The sequence below is a fragment of the Curtobacterium sp. MCSS17_015 genome (genome assembly GCF_003234265.2).
GTDB lineage: Bacteria > Actinomycetota > Actinomycetes > Actinomycetales > Microbacteriaceae > Curtobacterium.
Map to the genome: position 1 here is coordinate 1,853,669 of NZ_CP126256.1, position 23,443 is coordinate 1,877,111.

General features: G+C 73.6%; 22 protein-coding genes. 14 read left to right on the forward strand and 8 right to left on the reverse strand.

From position 1 onward, the window contains the following. Window positions 1-40 precede the first annotated feature (40 nt). A complete protein-coding gene (locus DEJ18_RS08665; RefSeq protein ID WP_111210774.1) occupies window positions 41-1,237 on the forward strand; it encodes a glycosyltransferase in 1,197 nt (398 codons plus the stop codon). Here the strand turns inward: DEJ18_RS08665 and DEJ18_RS08670 are convergent. Both DEJ18_RS08670 and DEJ18_RS08675 read right to left on the reverse strand, forming a co-directional pair. After that, complete coding sequence (locus DEJ18_RS08670; RefSeq protein WP_111210775.1) at window positions 1,182-1,913, reverse strand: 4'-phosphopantetheinyl transferase family protein; 732 nt, start codon at window positions 1,911-1,913, stop codon at window positions 1,182-1,184. The two genes, DEJ18_RS08665 and DEJ18_RS08670, sit on opposite strands and share 56 nt — an antisense overlap. A 91-nt stretch (window positions 1,914-2,004) precedes the next feature. Then, window positions 2,005-2,208 carry a hypothetical protein gene (locus tag DEJ18_RS08675; RefSeq protein WP_111081640.1) on the reverse strand — a complete coding sequence of 68 codons (204 nt, stop codon included), beginning with the start codon at window positions 2,206-2,208 and terminating at the stop codon, window positions 2,005-2,007. Between the two features lie 323 nt (window positions 2,209-2,531). Here DEJ18_RS08675 and DEJ18_RS08680 point away from each other — a divergent pair, with 323 nt between their 5' ends. The 5 genes from DEJ18_RS08680 to DEJ18_RS08700 all read left to right on the forward strand — a co-directional run bounded on the left by DEJ18_RS08680 (window position 2,532) and on the right by DEJ18_RS08700 (window position 7,904). Then, a complete protein-coding gene (locus tag DEJ18_RS08680) occupies window positions 2,532-4,412 on the forward strand; it encodes a TPM domain-containing protein (protein WP_181434214.1) in 1,881 nt (626 codons plus the stop codon). A 47-nt stretch (window positions 4,413-4,459) separates the two neighbouring features. Then, complete coding sequence (locus DEJ18_RS08685) at window positions 4,460-5,185, forward strand: PspA/IM30 family protein (RefSeq protein ID WP_111210777.1); 726 nt, start codon at window positions 4,460-4,462, stop codon at window positions 5,183-5,185. 56 nt (window positions 5,186-5,241) lie between these two features. Then, window positions 5,242-6,063, forward strand: coding sequence for an arginase family protein (locus DEJ18_RS08690; protein WP_111210778.1), 822 nt, complete (start codon window positions 5,242-5,244; stop codon window positions 6,061-6,063). An 80-nt stretch (window positions 6,064-6,143) separates the two neighbouring features. Further along, on the forward strand, window positions 6,144-7,544 hold the full coding sequence (locus DEJ18_RS08695; RefSeq protein WP_111081636.1) for a dihydrolipoyl dehydrogenase family protein: 1,401 nt from the start codon (window positions 6,144-6,146) through the stop codon (window positions 7,542-7,544). A gap of 3 nt (window positions 7,545-7,547) precedes the next feature. Further along, the gene (locus DEJ18_RS08700; protein WP_111081635.1) at window positions 7,548-7,904 is read left to right on the forward strand and encodes a Fe-S oxidoreductase; all 357 of its coding nucleotides are present in this window, start codon (window positions 7,548-7,550) and stop codon (window positions 7,902-7,904) included. Window positions 7,905-7,935: 31 nt separating this feature from the next. Here DEJ18_RS08700 and DEJ18_RS08705 read toward each other — a convergent pair whose 3' ends face one another. Together DEJ18_RS08705 and DEJ18_RS08710 are read right to left on the reverse strand one after the other, a co-directional pair. Beyond that, entirely contained in the window at window positions 7,936-8,754 is an 819-nt protein-coding gene (locus DEJ18_RS08705) for an ABC transporter ATP-binding protein (RefSeq protein ID WP_502866239.1), read from the reverse strand. Beyond that, the gene (locus tag DEJ18_RS08710) at window positions 8,748-9,662 is read right to left on the reverse strand and encodes a siderophore-interacting protein (RefSeq protein WP_258376947.1); all 915 of its coding nucleotides are present in this window, start codon (window positions 9,660-9,662) and stop codon (window positions 8,748-8,750) included. The genes DEJ18_RS08705 and DEJ18_RS08710 overlap by 7 nt, the downstream gene beginning before the upstream one ends. A 99-nt stretch (window positions 9,663-9,761) precedes the next feature. On the opposite strand from DEJ18_RS08710, the gene DEJ18_RS08715 reads away from it, so the two are divergent. The 6 genes from DEJ18_RS08715 to DEJ18_RS08740 all read left to right on the forward strand — a co-directional run bounded on the left by DEJ18_RS08715 (window position 9,762) and on the right by DEJ18_RS08740 (window position 15,790). After that, complete coding sequence (locus DEJ18_RS08715; protein ID WP_181434215.1) at window positions 9,762-10,715, forward strand: alpha/beta fold hydrolase; 954 nt, start codon at window positions 9,762-9,764, stop codon at window positions 10,713-10,715. Between the two features lie 110 nt (window positions 10,716-10,825). Beyond that, on the forward strand, window positions 10,826-12,325 hold the full coding sequence (locus DEJ18_RS08720) for an ABC transporter substrate-binding protein (RefSeq protein ID WP_111210779.1): 1,500 nt from the start codon (window positions 10,826-10,828) through the stop codon (window positions 12,323-12,325). 9 nt (window positions 12,326-12,334) lie between these two features. Continuing rightward, window positions 12,335-13,288, forward strand: coding sequence for an ABC transporter permease (locus DEJ18_RS08725; protein ID WP_111210780.1), 954 nt, complete (start codon window positions 12,335-12,337; stop codon window positions 13,286-13,288). A 2-nt stretch (window positions 13,289-13,290) separates the two neighbouring features. After that, window positions 13,291-14,181 (forward strand): ABC transporter permease, encoded by an 891-nt coding sequence (locus DEJ18_RS08730; protein ID WP_258376960.1) that lies wholly within the window; start codon window positions 13,291-13,293, stop codon window positions 14,179-14,181. After that, window positions 14,178-14,981, forward strand: a complete 804-nt coding sequence (locus tag DEJ18_RS08735; protein WP_111210781.1) for an ABC transporter ATP-binding protein — start codon at window positions 14,178-14,180, stop codon at window positions 14,979-14,981. Before DEJ18_RS08730 ends, DEJ18_RS08735 begins: the two co-directional genes overlap by 4 nt. After that, on the forward strand, window positions 14,978-15,790 hold the full coding sequence (locus DEJ18_RS08740) for an ABC transporter ATP-binding protein (protein WP_502866240.1): 813 nt from the start codon (window positions 14,978-14,980) through the stop codon (window positions 15,788-15,790). The genes DEJ18_RS08735 and DEJ18_RS08740 overlap by 4 nt, the downstream gene beginning before the upstream one ends. A 165-nt stretch (window positions 15,791-15,955) precedes the next feature. Here the strand turns inward: DEJ18_RS08740 and DEJ18_RS08745 are convergent, their stop codons facing one another. After that, window positions 15,956-17,395, reverse strand: a complete 1,440-nt coding sequence (locus DEJ18_RS08745; RefSeq protein WP_111210782.1) for an amidase — start codon at window positions 17,393-17,395, stop codon at window positions 15,956-15,958. 71 nt (window positions 17,396-17,466) lie between these two features. On the opposite strand from DEJ18_RS08745, the gene DEJ18_RS08750 reads away from it, so the two are divergent. Both DEJ18_RS08750 and DEJ18_RS08755 read left to right on the forward strand, forming a co-directional pair. Beyond that, a complete protein-coding gene (locus DEJ18_RS08750) occupies window positions 17,467-18,162 on the forward strand; it encodes a hypothetical protein (RefSeq protein WP_111210783.1) in 696 nt (231 codons plus the stop codon). A 77-nt stretch (window positions 18,163-18,239) separates the two neighbouring features. Then, window positions 18,240-19,904 (forward strand): ABC-F family ATP-binding cassette domain-containing protein, encoded by a 1,665-nt coding sequence (locus tag DEJ18_RS08755; protein WP_111210784.1) that lies wholly within the window; start codon window positions 18,240-18,242, stop codon window positions 19,902-19,904. 30 nt (window positions 19,905-19,934) lie between these two features. Here DEJ18_RS08755 and DEJ18_RS08760 read toward each other — a convergent pair whose 3' ends face one another. Genes DEJ18_RS08760 through DEJ18_RS08770 form a run of 3 tightly spaced genes read right to left on the reverse strand, consistent with a single transcriptional unit; the run spans window position 19,935 to window position 23,320 of the window. After that, window positions 19,935-21,230 (reverse strand): cytochrome P450, encoded by a 1,296-nt coding sequence (locus DEJ18_RS08760; RefSeq protein ID WP_111210785.1) that lies wholly within the window; start codon window positions 21,228-21,230, stop codon window positions 19,935-19,937. A gap of 48 nt (window positions 21,231-21,278) precedes the next feature. Continuing rightward, on the reverse strand, window positions 21,279-21,821 hold the full coding sequence (locus DEJ18_RS08765; RefSeq protein WP_111210786.1) for a gluconokinase: 543 nt from the start codon (window positions 21,819-21,821) through the stop codon (window positions 21,279-21,281). Then, window positions 21,818-23,320 carry a GntP family permease gene (locus tag DEJ18_RS08770; RefSeq protein ID WP_111210787.1) on the reverse strand — a complete coding sequence of 501 codons (1,503 nt, stop codon included), beginning with the start codon at window positions 23,318-23,320 and terminating at the stop codon, window positions 21,818-21,820. Before DEJ18_RS08770 ends, DEJ18_RS08765 begins: the two co-directional genes overlap by 4 nt. Window positions 23,321-23,443 lie beyond the last annotated feature (123 nt).

Here is a 23,443-nt window from a genome sequence, read left to right on the forward strand (position 1 = left end):
CGTCGACGCCGGCCGACGGCTTCCGGGCCACACTGGGTGGATGCGCATGATGCTGCTCACCGCCGGCACCCGGGGCGACGTGGAGCCCTTCGCAGCCCTCGCGCGACACGCCGCATCCCGCGGTCACGACGTACGGCTGGCGCTGCCCGACGACGCGGACGCGCCCGAGGAGGTGGACACCGTCGCGCTCGGTCTGGACGTACAGCGGGTGCTCTCCCCGGCCGGTCGCACCCCGTGGGCTCTCGCACACCACGTCCGCGCCGAGGTGCGGCCCGCGATGCGGCGGATGCTCGCCGCCGCGGTGCGCGAGACGGTCGCCTTCGACCCCGACGTGGTGGTGCACCACCCGCTGGTCCTCAGTGCCCCGATGGTGGCGGACTCACTCGGTGTGCCCCGCGTGCTGGTGGAGTTCGCGCCGGTGGCGACCCCGAGCGAGCACTTCCCCGCTGCCGGCGGTCCCACGGCCACCCGCGATCTCGGCTCGCACAACCGGTCCACCTACGCCGTACCGCGCACTGCCGCTCGCCTCTTCGACGCCGACGTGGCGCGCGCCGCTGCCGAGCTGCCGGACGGCCGTCGTCCCGCCCGACGGTCGCCGTCGCGGGCGACGCTCATGGCTGTGAGCCCCGCGCTGCTGCCGCGGCCCGACGACTGGCCGGAGCGGGTGCACCAGACGGGGGCCTGGTACGAGGAGGCGCCGACAGCGTCCCCCGACCCCGTCGTCGGCGACTTCCTGCGCACCGGCCCCTTCATCGTCGCCTCGTTCGGCTCCATGACGACGGGGGATGCGTCGGCCCGGGGGCACGCGATCGTCACGGCCGCCCGCTCCCGAGGCCTGCGGGTGCTGCTCGTCACCGGGTGGGGCGGGCTCGTGCTGCCGGCGGAGTGCCACGGCCCCGACGTGCTGGCGGTGCGGTCGGTGCCGTTCGACGCGGTGCTGCCGGGCGCGACGCTCGCCGTCCACCACGGCGGGGCCGGCACCTCGCACGCCGTCGCCCGGGCCGGCGTGCCCGCCGTCGTCGTGCCCGTCACCGCCGACCAACCGTTCTGGGCCGCCCAGCTGCATCGACAGGGGGTGGCCGCCGCCCCGATCCCGCTGCGCCGCTTGTCGGCCCGCGCCCTCGTGCCCGCGATGCAGGAGGCACTGTCCCGCAGAGAGCGGGCGGCCGAGGTCGGCGGACTCATGCGCCGGGAGCACGGGGTGCATCGGGCGCTCGACGTGCTCGAGTCCCTCTGAGACCTGCCTCCCGTGGACGGTACGGACCGGGACGTTCCGACAGCCCAGCCCGTCGAGGAGACACGACCGAGCGGTCCCGCGCGCGCAGGTCCTGCACCCGGACGGCTGCACCGCCGGCAGCGACGGCCAGCACCAGGTCCGCGTCGAGCACGACGACGGTGACGGGGTGGTCCACTCCGTCGAACCGCGCGTGTCCACCGCGGACGGTCCGACCGAGGACCGCTTCGACCCGCACCGGCTCGACCCGCAGACCGCGTCCGTCGCGTTTCAGCACCGCCTCCTTCACCGCCCAGCAGGCCGCGAGCTGCAGGCCGACGCCGTCCGGTCCCGCCGCCGCACGATCCCGCTCCCCGGCGGTGAACGCGTCGAGCGGAGCGGCCGTCACCCGTGACGGGCGCTCGACGTCGACCCCGATCCGCCCCGGTCCGACGGCGAGGACGAGGACCCCGGAGGTTCGCGCCAGGCCGACGCCGACCGGACGGCCGTCGACGAGGGCGTCCGGACGCCCGTGGTCGACGGCACCGCAGTGCGGACAGCGCCGGCGGACGCGCACCAGCGCGGGGTCGGACCGGGTGACCTCGGCGACGAACGCGAGGAGGGCCTCCCGATCGGCTGTGCGGGACGCCCCGGCGGCGGCCACACGGACCGACACGGTCCGCACGGCTCGACTCACCACCCGGGCAGCCTACGGTGCCGCGCACACGACGACGGCCCCGGTCCGATGGACCGGGGCCGAACGGGGTGCGGCGTCGTGCCGTCGCGCTGGTTCAGGCGTGGGTGAGGGCGATGAGCGCGACGTTCATCGTCGCGTACTTGCCCTCGGACCGGGTCGCCTGACGGACGCGTCCGCGGAGGACCTCGTACCTTCCGTCGCGCTCGCGCACGAACCCGATCACGCCGCTCGCCGGCGTGGACACGCGGTGGTACCCGTCCTCGAGTGGGACGACTTCTGCGGTGGTCGCTCGCTCCATTGCTGCTCCCCTTCCTTCATTGGCGTGACATGACCATACCCCGTTTCGGGGGACAGTCGCCGGGCTCTGTCCGCAGAGTGCACCCCGCGGCTCGATCTCGGCGGGGTACAAGCGTTCTCGACTCGGTCCCGTCCTCCACAGCCCCGGCTCGTCCAGGAGTCGCCTGGATAGACTCCGGACGACGGCCACTGACCAGCTGGACGACGGCCACGGACGGAGGACGGATGCGCACGGTCGAGGTCAGGACGGACTCCGGGTCGTCGGGGGTGCCTGCCCGTAACGGCACTGCGCGGCCCTCCCGTCTCGCTCGCCTGCTCGCGGGAGTGGCTGCCACCGCGGTCGCCGCGTTGCTCGTCGTCTCCCCGGTCTCGGCTGCGCAGGCGAACCCGCCGGTCGACCTCGCCGGCGCCTACGTCCTCGACGACGCCGACGCCCTCACCGACGCGCAGCAGGCGGACGTCGAACAGGCCGTGCAGGACCTGTACCAGGAGACGCAGACGCAGCTGTTCGTCGTCTTCGTGCCGTCCTTCACCGACCCGAGCGACCACACCGCCTGGGGCACCGCGACCATGCAGCAGAACCAGGTCGAGACCGACAGCATCCTGCTCTCCGTCGCGGTCGACGAGCGCAACTACGACGTGCAGCAGACGAACGAGACCTCGATCACGTCGGGCGACGTCGAGCGGGCCGTCGACGGAGACCTGCTCCCGCGTCTCAAGCAGGGCCAGTGGGCTGCCGCCGCGGTCGCCTTCGCCGGCGGACTCCAGCAGAGCCAGCAGCCCGCCGACCTCACCTGGCTCTGGGTGCTGCTCGGTGCCGCCGTCCTGGCCGCGGTCGTCGCCGTCCTCGTCATCCGGCGCCGCAACGAGGGTCGTGCCGCCGCAGCCCGACGCGAGCAGGAACAGTCCCTCGCCGAACTCCAGCGGCGAGCCGGCGGAGCACTCGTCACCATCGACGACGAACTCCGTACCGCCGAGCAGGAGGTCGGCTTCGCGGCGGCACAGTTCGGCGACGAGGCAGCCGCCCCGTTCGCCGAGACGGTCTCGATCGCCCAACGCGAGGTGCGCAAGGCCTTCGCCCTGCAGCAGCAGCTCGACGACGAGGTCCCGGACACGCCGCAGGAGCGCGCCGAGTGGTCGAACCAGATCATCGCGATCTGCGAACAGGCCCACGCGGCGATCGAGTCGCAGACCGAGGCGTTCGACCAGCTCCGGGCACTCGAGCAGGGCGTGGACACCGCGTCCGCCGACCTCACCGCCGCGCTCACGGCCGCGCCGACCGCCGTGGCCGAGGCGCGGAGCGCCCTCGAACGGGTCCGGACCGCGTACCGCGGCCGGACGCTGGCGACCGTGGCCGACAACGTCGACCAGGCCGAGCAGGTGCTCGCCTACGCGGGCCAACGCGCCGACGCCGCCCGCACCGCCCTCGCCGCGGGCGACCGGGGCGAAGCCGTCGTCGCCGTCCGCGACGGTCAGCACGCGCTGGCCCAGGTACAACAGCTCACCGGGGCCGTGACCACGGCGGAGCGCACCTTCGCCGAGGCCGCCGACCGCGCCGAGGCGATGCGCGCCGACATCGAGGGCGACATCGCCGCGGCCGCCGCACTCCGCTCCGGCGGCCCCGACCTCGCGGCCGCGGTGGCGCGGGCACAGCGCGTGCTCCGGGCCGACGTCGACCCGCGCGACCCCGTCGGGGCGGTTGACGCGCTCACGAAGGCGAACACGGACATCGACGCCGCCCTCGCGACGGCTCGAACCGCCGAGGAGCAGCACCGACGCGCGACCCAGGCGCTCGACGCAGCCCTCCGCGATGCCCGCTCCCGGATCGGCCAGGCGCGCGAGTTCATCACCGTGCACCGCGGAGCCGTCGGCCCCACCGCACGGACCCGCCTGTCCGAGGCCGAACGGGCCTTCGACGACGCGCTCGACCTCGCCACCACCGACCCGCAGCGGGCGCTGCAGGCCGCCCGTGCCGCGGAGCAGTACGCCGCGGCGGCCATCGACGAGGCGAACAACGACACCACCGGTTGGCCCGGCGGTGGCATGGGTGGCATGGGCGGCGGTCGTGGCGGCCCACAGCTCGGTGGCCTCGTCACCGGCCTCGTCCTCGGCGGGCTGCTCGGCGGCCGCGGCGGCAGCTACGGCGGCGGCAGCTTCGGGGGCGGCGGCTTCGGCGGCGGCTTCTCCGGCGGCGGCCGCTTCTGAACGGCCCTCCATCGACCCAGCACTTCCATCCACGAAAGGAACCAGCAATGGCTAAGCAGACCATCTTCGGCCGGATCTCCTCGCTCGTCCGGGCGAACATCAACCAGATCATCGACGACGCCGAGGACCCGCAGCTGATGCTCGACCAGCTCGTCCGGGACTACTCGAACAACATCGCGGACGCCAAGAGCGCCATCGCCCAGACGATCGGGAACCTCCGCTTGCTCGAGCAGGACAACGAGGAAGACGTCCGCGCTGCGCAGGAGTGGGGCCAGAAGGCGGTCAACGCCTCGTCCGCCGCCGACAAGTACCGCGCCGAGGGCAAGACCGCCGAGGCCGACAAGTTCGACAACCTCGCCAAGATCGCCATCGGCAAGCAGATCGCCGCCGAGCAGGAGGTCAAGGACAACGCCGCACCGCTCGCCACCCAGAACGAGCAGGTCGAGAAGCTCAAGCAGGGCCTCGCCGGCATGGAGCAGAAGCTCGAGGAGCTGCGCGCCAAGCGCAACAGCCTCGTCGCCCGCGCGAAGACGGCCGAGGCGCAGTCGAAGGTGAACGACGTTATCGGCACGATCGACATCACCGACCCGACGAGCGACCTCGCACGCTTCGAGGAGAAGGTCCGCCGCGAGGAAGCGAAGGTCATCGGCCAGCAGGAGCTGCAGGCATCGAGCCTCGACGCGCAGTTCGAGAGCCTCGAGGACGTCGGCCGTGACGCCGAGGTGGAGGCCCGCCTCGCCGCCCTCAAGTCGGGTGGCAGCACCGGGGCCTGACCCGCGGCACCACGGCTGCTCCGGACGACGTCGGACCCGGCTGACAGACTGACAGGATGCGCTTCCTCGTGGTCGGTCAGTGGCAGGGTTCGGCGTCGTCGCGCGCCATGCGGCTCGCGGACGGAGCGGCCGCCGTCGCAGCCGACCTCCCCCGGTCGGCGACGACGACGATCGACGTCCCCGCGGGCGCCGGCGACCGGCTCGACACCGCGGTCGCCCGCTACACCTCGGTCCTGGCCGTCTCCGGCTCCGTCGCCGAGGAGTCGGCCGTCGCCACCGAACCGGTGCTGGTCATCGGCGGGGACGGGTCGGCGGTGCTCGGCGCCTCCGTCCTGGTCGGCCCGGACACCGCCGTCGTCCGTCTGTCCGGCTCGAGCGGCTACCGGGCCCTGAACCGCGCGCAGCCGGTGGCCGCGGAGACCGCCGCACTGCGCCTCCTGGTCGACCGCCCGGCCGACCTCTTCCCCGGCCTCCCGGTCGTCCCGGCCGGCTCGGTCGTCATCGCGGGGACCCGCGGGACCGAGGGCGCCGAGGCCGCTGCGCTGGACCGGGCGGGGATCGCGCACCTCGACGTCGACGCGGCCACTCCCGACGCACTCGCCGACGCCGTGCAACGGACCGGGGCCGACCAGGCGTTCGTGCACGTCGACCTGGACGTGCTCGACCCGTCGGAGGTCGACGGCCTGCTCGAACCCGTGCCCTTCGGCCTCGACGGGGCCGCGCTCGTCGCCCTCCTGCAGGCGGCGACCGCCGGACGACGCCTCGTCGGCGCCGCGTTGACCGGTTTCGCGCCCGTCGACCCGGACCGGGCCGTCGACGACCTCGGCGTGATCCTGCGGATCGTCGGTGCGTTGTCCACCGCAGCCCGGGCCTCCTGACCCGGCGGTCCGCACCGGCCCCTCCACAGAGCGCACCGCTCCCGGCCGGGACTCCGCTCCGGGCGGCTACGCTCGGCCCCATGACGGACTACGACCTCATCGTGATCGGAGCCGGCGCTGTCGGCGAGAACGTGGCGGACTACGCCCACAAGCGCGGCCTGTCGGTCGCGGTCGTCGAAGCCGAGCTCGTGGGCGGTGAGTGCTCCTACTGGGCGTGCATGCCGTCCAAGGCCCTCCTCCGCAGCAGCCACGCGGTCGCCGCGGCCAAGCGCCTCGGTGGCGCGAAGGAGGCCGTCACCGGCACGGTGGACGCGGCCGCCGTCCTGGCCCGTCGCAACTCGTTCACGAGCAACTGGGACGACGCGTCGCAGGTGCAGTGGCTCGAGTCGTCCGACATCGCCCTGATCCGCGGGTACGCGAAGTTCACCGGCGCGAAGACCATCGAGGTCGACGGTACCTCGTACACCGCAGGGGCCGTCGCCGTCGCGACCGGCTCGCTGCACACGCTGCCGCCCGTCCCCGGGCTCGACGAGGCGAAGCCCTGGGGCACACGTGAGGGCACGAGTGCACAGGAGGTCCCGGAGAGCCTGCTCGTCATCGGCGGCGGGGTCGCCGGGTCCGAGCTCGCCACCGCATGGGCGGCCCTCGGTGCGAAGGTGACGCTCGTCGCCCGTCACGGCCTGCTGGGCGGCATGGAGCCGTTCGCCGGTGAACTGGTCGCCGACGCCATGCGCGAGGCCGGCATCGACGTCCGCACCGGCGTCAACCCGACGCGCGTGGACCGTGACGAGCACGGCCTCGTCACGACGACCTTCGACGACGGTACGACGCTCGTCACGAGCGAGGTCCTCGCCGCGACCGGCCGCGCCCCGGGTACCGGCAACCTCGGGCTCGAGGCCGTCGGACTCACCCCGGGCGAGTGGCTCGACGTCGACGACACCATGCTCGTCGCCGGCACCGACTGGCTCTACGGCGTGGGCGACGTCAACCACCGTGCCCTCCTCACCCACCAGGGCAAGTACCAGGCCCGCGCGGCGGGCGAGGCCATCGCCGCCCGCCTCCAGGGCACGCCCGTGCACGCCGAGCCGTGGGGCGCCCACGTGGCCACGGCCGACCACGCCGCGGTCCCGCAGGTGACCTTCACCGACCCCGAGGTCGCCAGCGTCGGCCTCACCGAGGAGCAGGCCCGGCAGCAGGGCATCGACGTCCGTGCGGTCGAGTACGACCTCGGCGCGGTCGCGGGATCGGCACTGCAGGCCGACGGCTACACCGGGCGCGCCAAGATGGTCGTCGACGAGTCCCGCGGCGTCGTCGTCGGCGTGACGTTCGTCGGTCAGGACGTCGCCGAGATGCTGCAGGCCGCGACGGTCGCCGTCGTCGGCGAGGTCCCGGTCGACCGGCTCTGGCACGCCGTCCCCGCGTACCCGACGATGAACGAGATCTGGCTCCGCCTGCTCGAGACGTACGGCCGCCCCGAGTAGCCGATGCGCAACCCGCTCGTCGACTCGCCGGTGTCCCGCGCCGGATGGGTGTTCGCGACGGCGGTCGGCCTGGCGATCGGCCTCCCGCTGTCGACCGGGCCCGTGCGGGTCGTCGACGGCTTGATCGTCTGCCGGGGCCTGCCGCGCTGGGTGTTCCGGCGCGGCGGGACGTGCGTCGGATCGGTGTACCTGACGCGGGACAACGACGGTGACCGGGTCCTGCGGCACGAGCGGATCCACGTCGACCAGTGGCGGCGCTACGGCATGCTCATGCCACTGCTGTACGCGGTCGCCGGGCGTGACCCGCTCCGCAACCGCTTCGAGGTCGAGGCGGGGTTGGCGGACGGCGGCTACCGCTGACGGACGGCCCGGAGGCCCGCGCAGGACCCGCTCAGCGCGAGCGGCGCGGGACGACCAGGGGCGTGCCGGTCTCCGGGTCGGGCACGACCACGCACGGCAACCCGAAGACGTCCTCGACGAGCTCCGCGGTCACGACCGACGTCGGCGGCCCCTGCGCGACGATGGCCCCGTCCCGCATGGCGATCACGTGCGTCGCGTACCGGGCAGCCTGGTTGAGGTCGTGCAGCACCGCCACGACCGTGCGACCGGCCGCGTGCAGCGTCGAGGCGAGTTCGAGCACGTCGTACTGGTGCGCGATGTCGAGGAACGTGGTCGGCTCGTCGAGGAGCACGATGTCGGTCTCCTGCGCGAGCACCATCGCGATCCACACGCGCTGCCGCTGGCCGCCGGACAACTCGTCGACGCCGCGGTCCGCGAGCCCGACGATGTCGGTCTGCGCCAGGGCGGCCTGCACGACCTCCCGGTCGGTCCCGCTCGACGGGTGCAGCAGGTCCTGGTGCGGGAACCGCCCGCGGGACACGAGGTCGCGCACGCTGATGCCGTCGGGTGCGACCGGCGTCTGCGGCAGCATCGCGACCCGTCGGGCCACGGCCTTCGGGCGGTACGAGGTGATCGGGCGACCGTCGAGGTAGACCGTCCCGGCGGTCGGCTTGAGCGTCCGCGCGAGCGCCTTGAGGAGCGTCGACTTGCCGCACGCGTTCGGACCGACGATGACGGTCAGCTCGCCGTCGGGCACGTCGACGTCGAGCCCGTCGACGACCACGCGGTCGTCGTAGCCGAGCCGCAGCCCGCGGGCACCCAGCGCGGTGACCGGCGCCTCAGGGGTGAGGTCGCTGGCAGGGCTCAACACTCCGCCTTGCCGTGCCGCCAGTACCCCATGAACGCGACCTGCTTCCGGTCCAGCCCGACACCGCGCACGAGGTGCCGGCGGAGCTCCTTGACGCAGCCCGCCTCCCCCGCGATCCAGGCGTAGACGGGCAGGTCGTCGTCCTCGCGCGGGACGTCCCAGAGCACCTGGTGGTCGACGTCGACGTCCGCGAGTTCCACCGCCACCGCGTCATGCCCACCGGCGAGGACGGGCTCCGGCACCGCGACGGTGGACGCCCAGGCCTGCACGTGGTCGGCCATGCGGACACCGTGCGAGGCGCCGTTGCGGGCGATCCACCGGACCTCGACCCCGGCGGGAGCGGAGACCGGCAGACGGTCGGCGTCGGTCGGGACCTCGATGAACACGTGTCCGACGGCCGAGACGTCGAGGGCCTCGAGGATCGCGCAGATCGCGGGAGCGGCGGTCTCGTCGCCTGCGAGCAGGATCCGGTTCGCCGAACCGGGCGCGAACTCGGCGGCACCCGAGGGCAGGTCCTCCGGCGACTCCGGCACCCGGGGACCGACGATCCGGAGCTCGTCGCCGACCCGGCACGCGGAGACCCAGCGCGAGGCCGGGCCGGTGTCGCCGTGGGCCACGAAGTCGATGTCGAGCTCGTGGGCGTCGGGCCGGAACGACCGGACCGTGTAGGTGCGGATCGGGTTGCGGGTCGCGTCCGGCAGCGCACGCCAGGCGGCGAACCAGTCCGCGCCCTCCGGCAGGTCGGAGAAGCCGTGTCCGTCGAGCGGCAGGAGCACCTTGATGCGCTGGTCGAGACCGACCGCGGAGAAGTCGGCGAGCTCGTCGCCCGTCAGCGTCACCCGGACGAAGTGCGGGGTGAGCGAGGTGACGGCCGCCACGCGGACGGAGAAGACGCGGTACCGGGCTGCCACCCTCTGAGTATGGCATGCCTTACCTAACGAGGCCAGGACGGTCGGGAAGCGCAGGCCATCGGGGAGCGCAGGAATCGCGCACTGCGGGACACTGGACGGGTGTCCGAGCACGATGACGAATTCGCCGACGTCCCGACCCTCGCCGCCGCGAGCGGCGTGACGGAGCCGCTCCGCGCCTCCAGGCAGGTGGTCCAGGCGGGTGACGGCGACGTCTCGGCGATCCGCTGGTCCCGGACGGACTCACCGGCACCCGGACGGGAGGCCCGGATCACCTACCTGCACGGGCTCGGCATCGACGCGCACAGCTTCGACCAGACCGCGATCGCCGTGGACGCGCCCGCCGTCGCGCTCGACCTGCCCGGTCACGGCCGGTCCGCGTGGCGGGAGGACGCCGACTACGCGGCGGCCGCGACGGCGCCGACGGTCCTCGCCGCGCTCGACGCCCTCGACGTCCCGCCGGGGCTCGTCGTCGGGCACTCGCTCGGCGCGATCCTCTCCGCCCGGTTGACCGCGCTCGCACCGGACCGGGTCACCGGTCTCGTGCTCGTCGACATGTCGCCGGACTTCGCGCAGCGCGCCGTCGACCGGATCGCCCGCGCCCTCGAGACGGAGGAGCCGTTCGCCGACCTCGACGAGGTCGTCGAACGGGCGATCGCGGCCCGGGTCGGCGACGATCGACCGGCGTTGATGCGGGAAGCGCGGCACACCACCCGTCTCGGAGCGGACGGGCGTCTCGTGCGGCGGCACCACTTCCCGCACCTCGGTGCCGGCCGGACCGCCTCGGTCGGACGGTTCGCCGACGCGTGGCCGGACCTGGAGCGCCTCGACGTCCCGCTGCTGCTCGTGCGCGGCGACCGCGGCTACGTCTCCCCCAGACTGCAGCAAGGGTTCGCGGAGCGGCTGCCGCAGGCCACCGTGGTCACGGTCGAGTCGCGGCACGCCGTGCAGACACAGGCGCCGCTGGCCCTCGCCGCCGCGATCCGGGAATGGGCCACGACGCACCGTTTGTTGGATGGCGTCGAAGAACCGCCGACGACTTCGTCCCCGACCTGACACCGCCGGTACCGCACCGGCCGGTAACCTCGTCCGAGCGCCGCTGACGACCGTCGTCGCGTCGCCCTCGTTCCGGCCCACCGTGGGACGGCTCCGGGAAGGAACCCAGCATGCGTCCGCTCCACCGCACCGCCCTCGTCGCGACGGCACTCGCCGTCGCGACCTCGGTCGCCCTGGCCGGCTGCTCCGGCGGCTCCGACGACACCCGCGGCGGTCCCGACGCGACGGTCCGGGTCGGCCTGGTGCTCGAACCGACGAGCCTCGACATCCGCACCCAGTCGGGCAACGCACTCGACCAGGTCCTCATCGACAACGTGTACCAGGGGCTCGTCGGTCGGACCGCGGACGGCGGGATCCGCGACGTGCTGGCCTCGTCACACGAGGTGTCCGACGACGGGCTGACGTACACCTTCACGCTCCGCGACGGCGTGACCTTCCAGGACGGCGAGCCCGTCACCGCGGACGACGTCGTCTGGTCGCTCGAGGACGTCAAGGCGAACGACTCGTACGTCGACGCGGACGACCTCGCCTCGGTCGACACCGTCACGGCGACCGGGGACGACCAGGTGCGACTGCAGCTCACCCGCCCCGACTCCGACCTGCTCTGGAACCTGACCGGACGCGCCGGGCTCGTGCTCGAGCAGGACGCCGACAACGACCGGACGGAGACCGCGAACGGCACGGGCCCGTTCGAGGTCGCGAACTGGAAGCAGGGCGATTCGCTCACGTTCCGGCGGAACCCGGACTACTGGGGCACCGAGGCGAAGGTCGCGAAGGTCGTCTTCCGCTACATCACCGACCCGTCGACGGCCGTGAACGCGATGGCCGGCGGAGACCTCGACGTGCAGACCGCGGTCGACGGCACGCTGAAGAGCCAGCTCGAGGGCACCTCCGGCATCACCCTGCACACCGGGAAGACGACCGACAAGTACACGCTCGCCTTCAACGACCGCGAAGCCCCCTTCGACGACGTCCGCGTCCGCCGGGCCATCCGTCAAGCGATCGACCCGAAGGCGGTCATCACGGCCATCGGCGGCGGTGGCGTCGAGCAGGGCGGGCCCATCCCGGCGCTCGACCCCGGGTACCAGGACCTCACCGAGGTCGACGCCTACGACCCCGCGGCGGCGCGGAAGCTCCTGCGTCAGGCCGGTGTGACGAAGCCGACGCTCACCCTGACGTACGCGAACGTGTACCCGACGGCGATCGGGGACGTGCTGACCTCGCAGCTCGCCGACGTCGGCATCACCCTGGAGGTGCAGCGCGTCGACTTCGCGACCTGGCTCGACACCGTCTTCACCAAGAAGGACTTCGACCTCAGCGTGGTGAACCACACCGAGGCACGGGACTTCGGCAACTGGGCGGACCCGGACTACTACTTCGGCTACGACAACGCACAGGTCCAGCGGCTGTACGCGGCCTCCCTCGCCACCACCGACCAGGACGAGAAGGTCGACGCCCTGCGGCAGGCGGCACGGATCGTCAGCGAGGACGCGGCCGCCGAGTGGCTCTACACCGCGACGACGACGACGGCGGTGCGGGAGGGTGTCACGGGCTTCCCGTTCGACAGCACCACGACACGGTTGGACCTGGCGGACCTCGCCGTCTCGTAGCATCGCACCGTGACCCGATTCCTCGTCGGGCGGGTGCTCCTGCTCGCCGTCGGCCTGCTCGTGGCGAGCCTGATCGTCTTCGCGACGCTCCGGGTGCTGCCCGGCGACGTCGCCCAGGTCGTCGCCGGGGCCGAGGCGACGCCCGCACAGGTCGCCGCCCTCCGCGAGCAGCTCGGGCTCGACCGACCGGTCGTCCTGCAGTACCTCGACTGGATCGGTGGGCTGTTCCACGGCGACCTCGGGACCTCGCTCGTCACCCGTGGTCCGGTCGCTCCCGAGATCACGCAGAAGCTCGCGGTCACCCTGCCGCTGGCCGGCATGTCCCTGGCGGCCGCGCTCGTCATCGGCGTCCCGCTCGGGGTGGTCGCCGCGGTCCTGCATCGCCGACCGGGCGGAGCGGTGATCTCCTTCGCCGCCCAGGCCGTCGCCGCGATCCCCGTGGTCTGGGCGGGGATGCTCCTCGTCGCCCTCTTCGCGGTCACCCTGCACTGGCTGCCGGTGCAGGGCTTCCCGCTCGACGGCTGGCAGACGCCCGACCGGGCGTTGGCGGCGCTCGTGCTGCCCGCGCTGACGATCGGCGCGGTCGAGGGCGCCGTCATCCTCCGGTTCACCCGGTCGGCCACACTGTCCGTCCTCGACGCCGACCACGTCCGCACCGCCGCCGCCGTCGGCCTCACCAAGAACGCAGCACTGCTCCGACACGGTCTGCCGAGCGTCGCCCTGACCGTGCTCGCCGTCCTCGGGGTGCAGATCGCCGGGCTCCTGGTGGGGGCCGTCGTCGTCGAACAGCTCTTCTCCCTCCCCGGCGTCGGCCGCATGCTCGTGACCGACGTCGGACGGCGGGACATCACGAAGGTGCAGTCCGAACTCCTCGTGCTCACCGGGCTCGTACTGCTCGTCGGGTTCGCCGTCGACGTGCTGCACCGAGCACTCGACCCCCGGCAGCGGGAGGCCGCATCGTGACCGTGCTCCGTCGTCTGCTCGCCACCCCGACCGGGGTGTTCGCCGTGGTCGTCCTCGGGTTGCTCGTCGTCCTGGCGGCGGTGTCGCTCGTCTGGACGCCGCAGGACCCGTTCCGCACCGATCCCGTGGCGCAGTGGGAGCGGCCGAGCGCTGCGCACTGGTTCGGCACCGACGCCGTCGGCCGGGACATCGCCAGCTACCTGCTCGCCGGCACCCGGACCGCTGTCGTCGTCGCGGTCGGCTCGGGCGTCATCGCGAGCGTCGTCGGCATCGTGCTCACCGCGATCGGCTCGCTCACCGCACGCTGGGTCCGCGAGACCACCGCCGTGCTGCTCGACGTCCTGGTCGCCTTCCCCACCCTGCTCACGGCGATGCTGCTCACCGCCGTGTACGGCGGGTCCCTCGGGGTCGTCGTCGTCTCGGTGGGACTCGCCTTCGGCGTCACGATCGCGCGCGTCGCTCGCGGGGAGATCCGCCGCATCGCCCGGAGCGACTACGTGGTCGCCGCCCGCGCGTCCGGCGTGGGTCCGGTGGGCGTCCTGTTCCGCCACCTCGTGCCGAACGCCGCGCCCCTGTTCACCGTGCAGCTCTCGCTGGCGATGGCGACGGCCGTCCTCGCCGAGGCCGGGCTGTCCTACCTCGGCTACGGTGCCGATGCGGGCACGGCATCGTGGGGACGGTTGCTGTCGGACCTGCAGACCTACATCGGGGTGCACCCCTGGAGTGCGACCTGGCCGGGTGCCGCGATCGCGGTCGTCGTGGCCGCGCTGTCCCTGCTCGGTGACGCCGTCCGGGACGCGACCGATCCCCGCCTCACCACGGGGCGCCGTGGTCCCGACGGGTCGGCGAGCCCGACGAGCCCCGCCGTCACCGGGACGGAGGGCATCGCATGAGCGGCGACACGCCGGCCCCGCCCGGCCTCGACGTCCGCGGCCTGACGGTGCGGATCGCGGGGCGGACGGTGCTCGACGACGTGACGTTCGCCGTGCCTCCCGGCCGCCGGGTGGGCGTGATCGGCGCGTCCGGCTCCGGCAAGTCCATGACCTCGCTCGCCCTGATGGGCCTGGAGCCGGCCGGTGCGAGCGTCACCGGCAGCATCCGCCTGGACGGTCGGGAGCTCGTCGGCCTGCCCGACCGTGAGCGCGCCCGGATCCGTGGGGCGGCCATCGGGATGGTCTTCCAGGAGCCCGGCTCCGCCCTCGACCCGCTCCGACGGGTCGGAGCGCAGATCGTCGAACCGCTCCGCCTGCACCGTGGGCTCGACCGCCGCGCCGCCGCCGCGGCAGCGGCCGGACTCGCCCGCGACGTGGGCCTGCCCGACCCGGAGACACTCCTGCGTCAGTACCCGCACCAGCTGTCGGGCGGACAGCGGCAGCGGATCTGCATCGCGATGGCGATGGCGGGCGAGCCGGCGTACCTCGTCGCGGACGAGCCGACCACGGCGCTCGACGTCACCACCCAGGCGCGGATCCTCGACCTGTTCGAGTCGCTCACCGACTCCAGGGGGACCGGGATGGTGTTCGTGACCCACGACCTGGCGGTGCTGTCACGCATCGCCGACTCGGCCGTCGTGCTCGAAGCCGGGCGTGTGGTCGAGCAGGGTCCCGTCGCCGACCTGCTCGCCGGACCTCGCCACCCCGCCACCGTCGCGCTCGTCGACGCAGCGCGAGCCACCGCCAGGAGGACCCCGTGACCGACCTCCCCGCACCGGCCACCGCCGGTGGACCGGCACTCTCCGCCGTCGACCTGCACCGCACCTACCGCCTCCCCCGCCGCAGCCCGTTCGAGCCGGGCGCCCTGCGGACCGCGGTCGACGGCGTCGACCTGGTCGTCCCCGCCGGCGTGCGGCTCGGGATCGTCGGCGAGTCCGGGTCCGGCAAGTCGACCCTCGTCCGACTGCTGGCCGGACTGGAGGCCCCCACCACCGGCAGCGTGACGGCGTCCGGCCGCCCCGTGGACGCGCGGGCTCCGGCTGCCGCCGGCCGCTGGTACCGGCGCGAGACCGGCATCGTCTTCCAGGACCCGGTCGCCTCGCTCGACCCGCGGATGCGCGTCGGCGCGATCGTCGCCGAGCCGCTCCGCGCGCTGCGGATCGCGGGCGACCACCGGGCCACGGTCCGTACCGTGCTCGAGCGGGTCGACCTGCCCGCCGACGCCGCCGACCGGTACCCGCACGAGTTCTCGGGCGGGCAGCGGCAGCGGATCGCGATCGCGCGGGCCGTGGTGCACCGGCCGCGGATCCTGTTCGGGGACGAGCCGATGAGCGCACTCGACGTGGTGGTGCGGGCGCGGGTGATCGACCTGTTCCGCTCGTTCGTCGACGACCTCGGGGCGACGCTCGTGCTCGTGTCGCACGACATCGGCGTGGTGCAGCGGCTGTGCGACACCGTGGCGGTGATGTCGGCGGGGCGCATCGTCGAGCACGGGCCGGTGTCCCTCCTCGACGCCCCCGCGCACCCGGTGACACAGGCCCTGGTCGCTGCGGCGCCGACGCTGCCGTAGTGGCGCGCGCAGCGGTCCTCCCCCGGGTTCCAGGACGTCGGCACCTCAGGGCGCCGGATGCGACGATCGTGGAACCCGGACGCGTGCGGGCGGCGGGTCGTGGAACCGACGGGCGTGCGTGGCACGGCGCGGGTCTCCTGCACCGGGGGCCGGCGCGCGCCTCCCTCACCAGACGGACGGGTGCCGCCGTTGCCACCGCAGCCGACGCTCGAGCTGCGCCCCGATCGCGAGGAGCACGCGCTCCCCACCCGGACGCCCGATGAGCTGCACGCCCATCGGGAGCCCCGCTCCGTCCGGGTGCCCCTCGGCGGTCACCCCGACGGGCAACGTGATCGCGGGCAGCCCCGCCACGTTCGCCATCGACGTCCACGGCGAGTAGGCGCACTGGCGCCGGAAGTCCTCCGCCGGGTCCTCGCCGTACCAGCCGAGCGGACGCGGGGTCAGCGCGAGCGTCGGGGTGAGGACCGCGTCGAACCGGTCGAACGCGCGGGTGAGGGCGACGGAGAACGCGTCGAGCCCAGCCATCGCGTCGAGCACCTGCGCGCCCGTCAGTGCCCGACCGCGTTCGACCAACCAGGCGACGAGCGGCGTCAGCGCGGACAGGTCGATCCCCGGGAGCCGGGCGATGCCGGCACCTGACGACTCCCATGCCACCTGGAACGGCTCGGCGTACGGCACGCGCGGCATCGTCACGTCCTCGACCCCGTGTCCGACCTCGCCGAGCACACGGACGGCGGTGTCCACGGCCTCCCGGGCCGCCGGGTCGACGACCACGTCCACGAAGTCGTCCCACGGTGAACCCTCCAGCAGACCGACGGCGAAGCGTCCCTCACCGCGGACGGCTGCCGCCGTGAACGGCCCGTCACCGACGTCGGGCGTCACGAGCGCGTACGGCTGCCGCTCCGGCAGCCCGGTCGGCGCCACGAGCGCGTCGAGCAGCATGCCGGCATCGGCCACGGTGCGGGTCAGCGGTCCGGCGACGGCCAGGCCTCCCAGGCCGGCGCGCCCGGGCATGGAGGGCACGCGCCCGCGGCTCGGCTTCAGACCGACCAGGCCCGTGGCGGCCGCGGGGATCCGCACCGATCCGCCGCCGTCCGACCCGACGGCCGCGGGCAACAGGCCGACAGCGACCGCGACGGCAGCTCCGCTCGACGACCCGCCCGGGGCGCGCGTGGTGTCGTAGGGGTTCCGCGTCGTGCCGAAGCGCGTCTCCGACGACGACGACATGCCGAACTCCGGCGTCGCCGTCTTGCCGAGGCTGATCGCCCCGGCGTCGTCGAGCGCGGTGACGAGCGGGTGGTCGGCCTCCGCCGGGTCTCCCGGCAGGGCGGCGGTGCCCGACCGGGTGGGGACTCCGCGTCGGTCCGTCAGGTCCTTGTCCCCGGACGGGAGGCCCCACAGCGGTCGCGACGTCGGCACCAGGTCGCCGAGGTGGTCGGCCCGGGCACGCGCGGCCTCGGCGGTGACGGTGACGAACGCGCCGAGCTCCGCGTCGAGCCGGTCGATCCGGGCGAGGTAGTGGTCGGTGACCTCGCGGGCGGTGGCATCGCCGCGGCGGATCCAGTCCCAGAGTTCCTGCGCGGACAGGTGGTGGAGTTCGAACACGGACCGAGCCTAGGCGGACGCGGTCGGACCCGGTCCTTGACCGTGTCGCGGTCCGGGGCCAAGCTCGCCGCATGGACTTCGGCGGAGTGCTCGGCGCGGACGCGCCCGACCCGGAGCTCGAGCAGCGGGCCGCGGTCCGTGCGCTCGGGTTCGACGTCGCCGGTCTCGTCGCGCAGCGGCTCCTCGAGGACTCCGGCTCCCTCGGTGTGCAGACCAGCGAGTCCGACGGCGTGCTCGTGCGTGCGACCGTGTCCCGGCAGTACACGCTCTGGCGGAACCCCGACGACCGGGACGACCCGGTGAACCTGGCGGTGCTGGACGACGAGCGGCGACGGTCGCTCGAGGAGGTCCCGCCGTGGCCGCGCCCGGACTGGCTCGTCGCGACCGTCGAGCGCCTGCGGTACCCGATGCTCTGGGAGGCGGTCCAGACGCACCGGACCGCACCCGATCCGACCCGTCCCACGTCGGCGGAGACCCTCGTCCAGCACGTGCAGTACGTCCTGGTCAACCAGTACCGCGACGAACACGCCCTCCCCGACCTGACCGAGCACCCCTGGCCCGCCCTGGTCGACGAGCGCAGCGTCCAGTCCGGGCACCCGGTCCTGGTCGACGGCGTCGAGCGTCCGGGTCTGCTCCTCGACACGGACCCCTTCGTGCTCGGCATCGCCGCGGAGCTCGACGACGGGCGACTCGTGACCGCGGTGCTCCCCCGTGACGAGCTGCCCCTGCTCACCGTCGCCTTCGACTCGGCCGCTCCGCTCGGCTGACGCGAGGCAGGCGCCGGCCCCGCACCGAGCCTCCCGTCCGGTCCCCCGCCGGCCCGGCGAGGTGGGACGATGTGGGGATGACCGCCACGCTCGTCGCCAAGGGACTCGCCGGCGGCTACGCCGCCCGCACGCTGTTCGACTCCCTCGACCTCACGGTCGCCCCCGGTGACGTGATCGGCGTCGTCGGTGTGAACGGCGCCGGCAAGTCGACCCTGCTGCGCCTGCTGGCCGGGGTCGACGAGCCGCTCGGCGGGACGGTGTCCCTGTCGCCGACGGACGCGTTCGTCGGCTGGCTGCCCCAGGAACACGAGCGCGTCCCCGGCGAGACCGTCGCCGGCTACGTCGCCCGCCGGACCGGCTGCGCCCAGGCCACGCTCGAGATGGACGCGACGGCCCTGGCCCTCGGCGAGCCGGACGCCGGTGACGCAGCCGCCGACCGTTACTCGGTCGCCCTCGAACGGTGGCTGGCGTCGGGCGCGGCGGACCTCGACGAGCGGATGCCGGTCGTGCTCGCGGACCTCGGGCTGACCCTCGACGCGCCCGACGGCTCGGTCACGGCCGAGTCGCTCATGACGTCGCTGTCCGGCGGGCAGGCGGCCCGGGTCGGACTGGCGGCGCTGCTGCTGTCCCGGTTCGACATCGTCCTGCTCGACGAGCCGACGAACGACTTGGACCTGGACGGGCTCGCCCGGCTCGAGGAGTTCGTGCGCGGCCTGCGCGGCGGGGTCGTCCTGGTCAGCCACGACCGCGAGTTCCTGGCGCGCTCGGTCACGGCGGTGCTCGAACTCGACCTGGCGCAGTCCTCGAACCGGTTGTTCGGCGGCGGGTACGACGCGTACCTCGAGGAGCGCGAGATCGCCCGCCAGCACAAGCGCGACGCCTACGACGAGTTCGCGGCGACGAAGGCCGACCTCGTCTCGCGTGCGCGGACGCAGCGCGAGTGGTCGAGCCAGGGCGTCCGCAACGCCATGAAGAAGGCGCCCGACAACGACAAGATCCGCCGCAAGGCCGCCAGCGAGTCGAGCGAGAAACAGGCGCAGAAGGTCCGTCAGATGGAGTCACGGATCGCCCGGCTGGACGAGGTCGAGGAGCCGCGCAAGGAGTGGCAGCTCGAGTTCACCATCGGGCAGGCGCCCCGGTCCTCGGCCGTCGTCGCGACCCTGTCGGACGCGACCTACGAGCAGGGTGACTTCACGCTCGGTCCGGTGTCGCTGCAGGTGAACGGTGGCGACCGCATCGGGATCACCGGTCCGAACGGTGCCGGCAAGTCGACGCTGCTCCGGGCACTGCTCGGGCGGCAGGCGCCGACGAGCGGCACGGCCTCGACCGGGTCGAGCGTCGCGGTGGGCGAGGTCGACCAGGCCCGCTCGCTGTTCACCGGTGCGGAGCCCCTGGCCGCGGTGTTCGAGGGCCTGGTGCCCGAGATGACCACGGCCGACGTCCGGACCCTGCTCGCGAAGTTCGGGCTGAAGGCCGAGCACGTCGGCCGCGCCGCGGGTGAGCTCTCCCCCGGTGAACGCACCCGCGCGGGGCTGGCGCTCCTGCAGGCCCGCGGGGTGAACGTGCTGGTCCTCGACGAGCCGACGAACCACCTGGACCTCGCGGCGATCGAGCAGCTCGAGCAGGCGCTCGAGACGTACGAGGGCACGCTCCTGCTCGTCACCCACGACCGGCGCATGCTCGACACCGTGCAGCTCGACCGGCAGTGGCGCGTCGAGGCGGGGCGGGTCACCGAGCGGTGAGGACCGACGAGCGCGGACGGAGCCGCGCCGTCAGTGCGCGCTGCGGTGGAACGGGCACCCGCCGCCCGATCGGGAGGCCCGCACCCGACCTCCTGAGGCGGGCTTCGTGGGCAGCCGGCGCCGGTTCACCTCGAGCCCCTCGTCGAGGACCGTCAACCGCGGGTCGCTGAGGGTCGCGACCGCCGAGGCGAGTGCGACGATCGCGAGCTTCTCACCCGGGCAACGGTGGCCGGTGGCGACGTCGCCGCCGCCGTGCGGCACGAAGGTCTCGATCGCCTCGTGGTCCTCGACACCGAGGAACCGCTCCGGATCGAACCGGTCCGCCGCTTCCCACGACCGGTCGTCGGTGTCGGTGCCGAGCAGGTCGAGCACCACCCGGCCGCCCTTGCGGAGGTGCTCACCGTCGAGTTCGACGTCCTCGGTCGCCCACCCCGGCAGCATCGGGACGAACGGAGCCGTCCGGCGGACCTCCTGGGCGAACGCGGTCGCGACCGGCCCGCCGACCAACGAGCGCTCGGTCACCGACTCCTCGGCGATCCGGGCACGCCACTCGGGCCGGTCGTGCAGCTCCTTCGCGGCGAAGGCGACGAACCGGGCCACGGCGATGAGCGGTCGGAAGCTGTTCTGCAGTTCGATGCCGGCCGTCCGCGCCGGCAGGAGCACCCCGGAGCGGTCACGGTGCCACGCCCACTCGTACAGCGCCGTCCCCGCGGCCGGGTCGAGGTCACCGTCCCGGACGGCACGGACCAGCCGCTCGGCGTGCCGGTCCGACCACCGGCGGTTGACGGCCGCGAGCAGGTACTCCGGCGAGTACGGCACGCCGAAGCCGTCGACGATCTGCGCGAGCCGCGCAGCCCAGCGGGTCTTGGCCGCGGCCGTCCCGGGCAGGCCAGCCCACTGCATCCCGGCGCGTCCGAACACGCCGACGGCGGCGTCGTAGGCGGTCCGCCCGCCCCCACCGAGCCACTCGTCGAGTTCACGGTGCCACTCCTGGGCGATGAGCGGGGTGAGCCGCGCGACCTGCTCGTCCTCGTAGGCCACGTCGACGAAGGTCGCCTTGCGGTGCCGGTGCTCCTCGCCGTCCAGGCTGTGCACCGAGCCGTTGCCGAACAGCGTCTGCTGCACGATCGCCGGCATCGCGCCGTGTCGGGCGATCCTGTCGCCGTCGTAGAAGAGCCCGACGCCCTCGGCACCGCGGACGAGCAGCGCATCGCGGAACAGGAAGCGCATCGGCACCGCCCGAGCGCCGTCCGACGCGCGCCGCCAGATGTGTGCGCCGAAGCCGTAGCCGCGGGTGAGCAGGGACGGGGAGTCGTCGACAGCCATGTCCCCATGGTGCCGACGGCTCCCCGGCCGTCCTCTCGGGAGCGCCCGTCAGGCGGGACGGAGGCCGAGCAGCGTGAGGACCTCGGCGCACTCCTCGGCCGGGGTGCGGTCGGCGGCGACGGTGACGTGCGCCTCGTCCGCCTGCGGCGGCTCGAGCGTCGCCAGCTGCGAGGCGAGCAACGACGTCGGCATGAAGTGCCCGGACCGCGAGGACATCCGCTGCTCGAGGAGCGCCCCGTCCCCCGCGACGTGCACGAACACCACCCCGGAGGCCCGCAGCACGTCCCGGTAGGACCGCTTCAGCGCCGAGCAGGTCACCACGCCGTTCGTCCCGGCGTCGAGGTGCCCGCGGATCCAGTCGGCGACGACGTCGAGCCACGGCCAGCGGTCCTCGTCGGTCAGGGGCGTCCCCGCCTGCATCTTCGCGACGTTCGCCTCGGGGTGCATGTCGTCCCCCTCGGCGAACGCCCAACCGAGCTCGTCGGCGACCTTCGCGGCGACGGTCGACTTGCCCGAGCCGGACACGCCCATGACCACGAGCACCCGCGCGTCGAGCGGCACCGGCTGCTGGTCGGTCGTGCGTCCGCTCATCGGATGAAGACCCCCGCGACGAGCACGCCGACCAGCCCCGTGACCGAGATGAGGCACTCGAGCACCGACCACGTCTTGAACGTCTGCCCGACGGTCGTGTTGAGGTACCCCTTGACGAGCCAGAACCCGGCGTCGTTCACGTGCGACAGGAAGACCGACCCGGCACCGATGGCGAGCACGAGCAGCGAGGTCATCGGGGACGAGAGGTCCTGCGCGATCGGGGCCATGATGCCCGCGGCGGTGACGGTCGCGACGGTCGCGGACCCGGTGGCGACGCGGACGAGCGCCGACACCACCCATGCGACGAGCAGCACCGACACGCCGGACTCCTGCACGGCGTCCGCGATCACGCCCCCGATGCCCGTGTCGATGAGCACCTGCTTGAAGCCGCCGCCCGCGCCGACGATGAGCAGGACGCCGGCCACGGGCGGCAGGGCGCTCTCGAGGGACTTCGCGACGGCTGAGCGGTCCATGCCGCCGCCGATCGCGAAGAACACCATCGCGTAGACGGTGGCGATGCCGATCGCGATCATCGGGGTACCGAGGAAGTCGAGCACACCGACCCACGCGCCGCCGGCGTCCGGCATCGCGGCTTCCCGGATCGCCTGCGCGAGCATGAGCACGACGGGCAGCAGGATCCCGACGAGGGCGACCGCGAAGGAGGGGCTCCGCGGTTCGGTGATGACCCGGGTGAAGTCGCTCTTCCCGTTCGGCAGGGACGCCGTGTCCTGCGTGGCGGGGCCGCGCCGCGCCTCCCGGCCGGGGTGCGCGGGGTCCGCGTCCCGCGAGCCGAACATGTCCGGTGCCGGGACGTCGACCCAGCGGGCCGCGAAGCGGGCGAACACCGGACCGGCGACGACGATGACGGGGATCGCGAGCACGATGCCGAAGGCGAGGGTGGTCCCGAGGTTCGCGCCGACCGTCGAGACGGCCACGAGCGGACCGGGGTGCGGCGGGACGAACGCGTGCATGGTCGACAGACCGGCGAGCGCCGGGATCGCGATCTTCATGATCGGGACGCCGCTGCGCTTCGCGACGAGCACGATGATCGGGATGAGGAGGACGAGGCCGACTTCGAAGAACATCGGGAGGCCGATCAGCGCGCCGATGAGGGCCATCGTCCAGGGCAGGGCGGCGGCGGATGAGCGACGGACGAGCGTGTCGACGACCCGGTCGGCGGCGCCGGAGTCGACGAGCAGCTTGCCGAACATCGACCCGAGGCCGACCAGGATGCCGACGCTCGTCATGGTCGCGCCGAAACCGTTGCCGAAGCTCGTGACGGTCTGTTCCGGGGCGAGTCCCGCGCCGAGGCCGACGCCGAGCGCCCCGATCGTCAGTGCGACGAACGGGTGCACCTTGAGCCAGGTGATGAGCGCGATGATCACCACGATGCCGAGGAGCGCCGCGATGACGAGCTGTGGGATCGTGCCCGACGGTTCGACGGGTTCGGGGCCCGCCGCGAGCAGGGTGCCCGCCGCCGACGTCTGGAGGTGAGGCATCTGCGCCCCTTCCTGGAGCAGCTCCTGCGCTGCTGCCGTCCTGCTGCTGGTGTCGGACCGGCCGGACGCTGATCACGCCCGTGGTCGCCGATCCAATAATCTGATTAATCAGACTACATCGTC